This is a genomic window from Brevundimonas sp. (genome assembly GCF_023259385.1).
Taxonomy (GTDB): domain Bacteria; phylum Pseudomonadota; class Alphaproteobacteria; order Caulobacterales; family Caulobacteraceae; genus Brevundimonas.
The window spans coordinates 1-4,800 of sequence record NZ_JAHFPF010000240.1 but is presented as its reverse complement, the minus strand read 5'-3'; the positions used below and the strand labels follow the sequence as shown (position 1 = coordinate 4,800).

At 70.0% G+C, this 4,800-nt stretch carries 5 protein-coding genes and 1 pseudogene; 4 read left to right on the top strand and 2 right to left on the bottom strand.

The genetic code is table 11. The annotated features are described in order from the left end of the window. On the bottom strand, positions 1 to 369 hold a 369-nt coding region (locus Q0C81_RS15490; protein ID WP_291839903.1), incomplete at its 3' end, for a TSUP family transporter. A gap of 234 nt (positions 370 to 603) precedes the next feature. Between Q0C81_RS15490 and Q0C81_RS15485 the strand changes: the two genes are divergently transcribed. Beyond that, positions 604 to 1,929 (top strand): dihydroorotase, encoded by a 1,326-nt coding sequence (locus Q0C81_RS15485; RefSeq protein WP_291839901.1) that lies wholly within the window; start codon positions 604 to 606, stop codon positions 1,927 to 1,929. Continuing rightward, positions 1,929 to 2,687 carry a 3-oxoacyl-ACP reductase gene (locus tag Q0C81_RS15480; RefSeq protein WP_291839898.1) on the top strand — a complete coding sequence of 253 codons (759 nt, stop codon included), beginning with the start codon at positions 1,929 to 1,931 and terminating at the stop codon, positions 2,685 to 2,687. The genes Q0C81_RS15485 and Q0C81_RS15480 overlap by 1 nt, the downstream gene beginning before the upstream one ends. On the opposite strand, the gene erpA is transcribed toward Q0C81_RS15480, so the two are convergent. Beyond that, positions 2,684 to 3,061: an iron-sulfur cluster insertion protein ErpA gene (gene erpA / locus Q0C81_RS15475; protein ID WP_291839895.1), complete on the bottom strand. Its 378-nt coding sequence runs from the start codon at positions 3,059 to 3,061 to the stop codon at positions 2,684 to 2,686. The genes Q0C81_RS15480 and erpA overlap by 4 nt on opposite strands. A gap of 64 nt (positions 3,062 to 3,125) precedes the next feature. Between erpA and Q0C81_RS15470 the strand changes: the two genes are divergently transcribed. Then, positions 3,126 to 4,301, top strand: a complete 1,176-nt coding sequence (locus tag Q0C81_RS15470; protein WP_291839893.1) for a deoxyguanosinetriphosphate triphosphohydrolase — start codon at positions 3,126 to 3,128, stop codon at positions 4,299 to 4,301. An 80-nt stretch (positions 4,302 to 4,381) separates the two neighbouring features. Beyond that, positions 4,382 to 4,800: pseudogene (locus Q0C81_RS15465) on the top strand (SPOR domain-containing protein); the annotation flags it as partial.

Sequence of the window (4,800 nt, the reverse complement as noted above, 5' to 3'; positions counted from 1 at the left end):
CTTGGGTCCGACCAGAAAATAGACCGCGATCCCGGCCAGAAGGACGGGCAGCAGGACCATCAGCCAGGTCGTGTCCACGAACGTCACGGTAAAGGCGCCCAGCGCCGCCCCGACCGCCGTCGCGATCAATGGCCATTTCAGCAGGGCGAAGTCGATCCGCCCCTTGCGCCAGAATGTGTATGTGGCCGCCGCCGTGCCGAAGCTGCCCTGGATCTTGTTGGTCGCGATCGCAGCCACCGGCGGCACGCCCGCCGCCAGCAGGGCCGGAACGGTAATCAGCCCGCCGCCCCCGGCGATGGCGTCCACGAATCCGGCGAGCACCGCCGCGGCGAACAGCAGGGCGAGGATTTCAGGGGCAAGATCGAACATGGCGCGGCTTTACGCCGACCTTCGCCGTTGCGCATCCCGTTTATGCGGCGGAGGCCGTACGTCCATTCCTGACGCACCCATCGGCTACTCTACGGCCTGTTGCTACCCGACCTATCCGGACGCATCGGACGCTTCGGACGGTGTTTTCGATCCGCCCCGTTCGCACTCTTCGCACTGTCTTTTTTTGCGCGCGCATCCTGCCTTCCGCCCGCTTTCGGACTATTCAGGCGGCCCATGACCTATGACCTGATCGTTCGCGGCGGCGAAGTCGCCAATCACGCCGGACGCGGCCTCGCCGACGTCGGCATCATCGACGGCAAGATCGCCTTCATCGGCGACCTCGGCCAGGCCTCGGCGGGCGAGACGTTCGACGCGACGGGGCTGACGGTCCTGCCGGGGGTCATCGACACCCAGGTCCACTTCCGCGAACCCGGTCTGGAGTGGAAGGAAGATCTGGAGACCGGCTCGCGCGCCGCGGCCTTGGGCGGGGTCACCGCCGTGTTCGAGATGCCGAACACCGAGCCCAACACCACCGATCCGGACACCCTGGCCGACAAGCTGGACCGCGCCCGCGACCGCATGTGGACCGACCACGCCTTCTACATCGGCGGCACCCACGAGAACGCGAAATACCTGGCCGAGCTGGAGCGGCTGCCCGGCTGCTGCGGGGTCAAGGTCTTCATGGGCGCCTCGACCGGCACCCTCCTGGTGGCCGACGACGACGGCGTGCGCGAGGTGCTGCGCCATGTGAAGCGCCGCGCCACCTTCCACTCCGAGGATGAGTACCGCCTCGTGGAGCGCCGCCCGCTGGCCCGCACCGGCGACTGGACCAGCCACCCGGAGGTCCGCGATCCCGAGAGCGCCATCATGTCCACCCGGCGCCTCGTCGGGCTGGCCAAGGAGACCGGCGCCCGCATCCACGTGCTGCACGTGACCACGGCGGAAGAGATCGAGTTCCTGGCCGGGCACAAGGACGTCGCCACCGTCGAGGTCACGCCCCAGCATCTGACCCTGGACGGCGACGAGGCCTACGACCGCCTCAAGGGCTTGGCCCAGATGAACCCGCCGATCCGCAACAACTACCACATCGCCGGCCTGTGGCGCGGGGTGGAGCAGGGCGTCGCCGACGTGCTGGGCTCGGACCACGCGCCGCATACGCTGGAGGAGAAGGCCCGGCCTTACCCCGCCTCACCCTCGGGCATGCCGGGGGTGCAGACGCTGGTGCCGGTCATGCTGACCCACGTCGCCAACGGGCGGCTGACGCTGGACCGCTTCATCGACCTGACCAGCCACGGCGCCAACCGCGTCTTCGGCATCGCCGGCAAGGGCCGCATGGCCGAGGGCTATGACGGCGACCTGACCATCGTCGACCTGAAGGCCAAGCATGTTCTCAGGCACGAGGACATGGCCACCCGCTCGGGCTGGACCCCGTTCGACGGCTTCGAGGCCACCGGCCAGGCCAAGGCCACCATCGTGCGCGGCCGCGTCGTCATGCGCGACGGCGAGCTGCAGGGCGCGGCCCACGGCCGCCCAGTCCGCTTCCAGGAGACCCTGGCCTGATGAAACTCGAAGAGCAGATCGTCCTCGTCACCGGCGGCGCGCGCGGCGTCGGCGCCGCCGTGATCCGCGCCTTCGCCGCCCAGGGCGCCCGCGTCGTCATCAACTTCCGCGCCAGCGAGACCGCCGCCCGCGAACTGGTCGATGAGTTTCCCGAACAGGCCGTCGCCTTCCGCGCCGACGTCACCGATCGCGAGGCGGTGCAGGAGATGGTCGCGATGGCCGAGGACGTCTTCGGCGCCCCGGTCAATACCGTCGTCAACAACGCCCTGGACTACAGCTTCAATGGCGACGGCCGGTCGCAGTTCGCCGACCTCGACTGGTCCGAGATGGAGGACCAGTTCGCCACCGTCGTGCGCGGCGCCCTGAACGTCATCCAGGCGACGGCGCCGGGCATGGCCGGCATCGGTTTCGGCCGGGTGGTCAACATCGGCACCAACCTGTTCCAGAACCCGGTCGTGCCCTACCACGACTACACCGCCGCCGAGGTCGCCCTGCTCAGCCTGACCCGCACGGCGGCCGCCGACCTCGGTCCGCAGGGGATCACGGTCAACATGGTCTCCGGCGGCCTGCTGCGCACCACGGACGCCAGCGCGGCCACGCCCGAGGCGGTCTTCGACCTGATCGCCGGCATGACCCCGCTGCGCTCGGTCACCACGCCCGAAGAGTTCGCCGACGCCGTCCTGTTCTTCGCCTCGCCCTGGAGCCGGGCGGTGACGGGGCAGAACCTGGTGGTCGATGGCGGGCTGGTGCGGGACTAGATCGAGAAGCTGACGCCGCAGCCGCAGCTGGACGCCGCGTTCGGGTTGCGCACCACGAACTGGGCTCCGGCCAGGTCGTCGACGAAGGCGATCTCGGAGCCCTTGAGGAAGGGCAGGGAGACGGTGTCGACCACGGCGGCCTGGCCGTCGGTCTCGATGCGGATGTCGTCGGCGTCGCCGGCCTCGATCAGTTCGAAGCGGTACTGGAAGCCCGAGCAGCCGCCGCCGTCCACCGCGACGCGCAGCAGCACCGGATGGCCCTCGGCCTCGCCCAGCTTCGCCAGGCGCCGGGCGGCGCTTTCGGACAGGGTCAGGCCATGACCGCCGGTGGGGACGGAGACGGCGAAGGCGGGTGCGGATTGGACGGTGCTCACGCAGGCCTATATGAGGCGCGGACGGGCGTTCGCAAAGGGCGCCTGAGCGAATGAGCAGCCGAACTTGATCCCTGAGCGCGCGTCCTACGCCGAATATCCCGAGCACAGCCGAGGCCGGCTGTCGCCCGAGCCGATCAGCCGCACCCGCAACGCCTTCGCCCGCGACCGCGACCGGATCATCCACGCCACCGCCTTCCGCCGCCTGAAGGAGAAGACCCAGGTCTTCGTGGCGCACGAGGGCGACCACTACCGCACCCGCCTGACCCACTCGCTGGAAGTGGCCCAGATCGCCCGCTCGCTGGCGCATGCCCTGAGGCTGGACACCGACCTGGCCGAGACGGTGGCCCTGGCCCACGACCTGGGCCATCCGCCCTTCGGCCATGCGGGCGAGGATGAGCTGCAGGCCCAGATGGCCCCGTGGGGCGGCTTCGACCACAACGTCCAGACCTTCCGCGTCGTGACCAAGCTGGAGGAGCGCTATCCCCAGTTCGACGGCCTGAACCTGAGCTGGGAGACGGTCGAGGGCGTGGTCAAGCACAACGGTCCGGTCAGCCACCGGCTGGACGAGCCCGCCTGGCGCGCCATCGCCGACTACGCCCCGGGCTGGGACCTGCGGCTGAACAGCTTCGCCTCGCTGGAGGCCCAGGCCGCCGCCATCGCCGACGACATCGCCTACAACAACCATGATGTGGACGACGGAGTGCAGGCGGGCCTCTTCACCCTGGACGACCTGTCCGACGTGCCCCTGATCGGGCCGGTGCTGCGCGGCGTCCGCGCCGACTGGCCGGCCATCGACGAGCGGATGGTCCGTATCGAGGCGGTGCGCCGCATGATCGGGGTCATGATCGAGGACGTGCTGGCCGAGACCGAGCGGCGGCTGGAGGCGGACGGCGTCCGTTCCACCGAGGACGTGCGCATGGCCGCCCGCACGCTGGTGGCCTTCTCGCCGGCCATGCTGGCGGACCTGGGCGTGCTGAGGAAGTTCCTGTTCGAGCGGATGTACCGCCACTATCGCGTCAACCGGACCCGCAGCCAGGCGCGGCGGATCCTGGCCGAGATGTTCCAGCTGTTCATGGCCGAGCCCGAGACCATGCCGCCGGAATGGTCAGGCCCCGCCCAGGGCGGCGACGAGACCCGGCGGGCCCGGGCGGTGTGCGACTACATCGCCGGGATGACCGACCGCTACGCCATCGAGGAACACAAGAAGCTGTTCAGCCTCGACCTGGCCCTCGATCTGTGATTCGTAACCCTCGTCGGGGCGGGTAGAGTAGTTGGCCGACGCGGGCGATTCGCGGTCGGCGACGTTTCCAAGGCGCGGCCATGTCCCACGAAGATCCCTACCGTCCGAATCCGGGCCGCGACCGCGGCGCCTACACCCCGCCGACCGACGACGACCTGCCGTTCGAGCGCGGCGGCTATGATCCGCGCCGCGGCGGCGGACATGGCGGCGGCGGTGGAGGCGGCGGCAAGTCCCCGCCGCTGACCCTGATCATCTCCGGCGTGGTGCTGGTGCTGCTGATCATCGCGGTGGTGGTCTACTATCGCGCCGGTCCGCGCTCCTCGAACGACGCGCCGCCCGCCGTGGGCACGCCCGTCGGCGACATGAAGGCCGCCGCGCCCGTTGACGCCCAGCCGATCGACCCGGAAGCCGGCATCGACGTCTATTCCGGCGCCGAGGCCCCGACCGCGACCCCGACCTTCACCCCGCCGCCCGAAGCGGTCCAGCCGCGTCCCCTGCC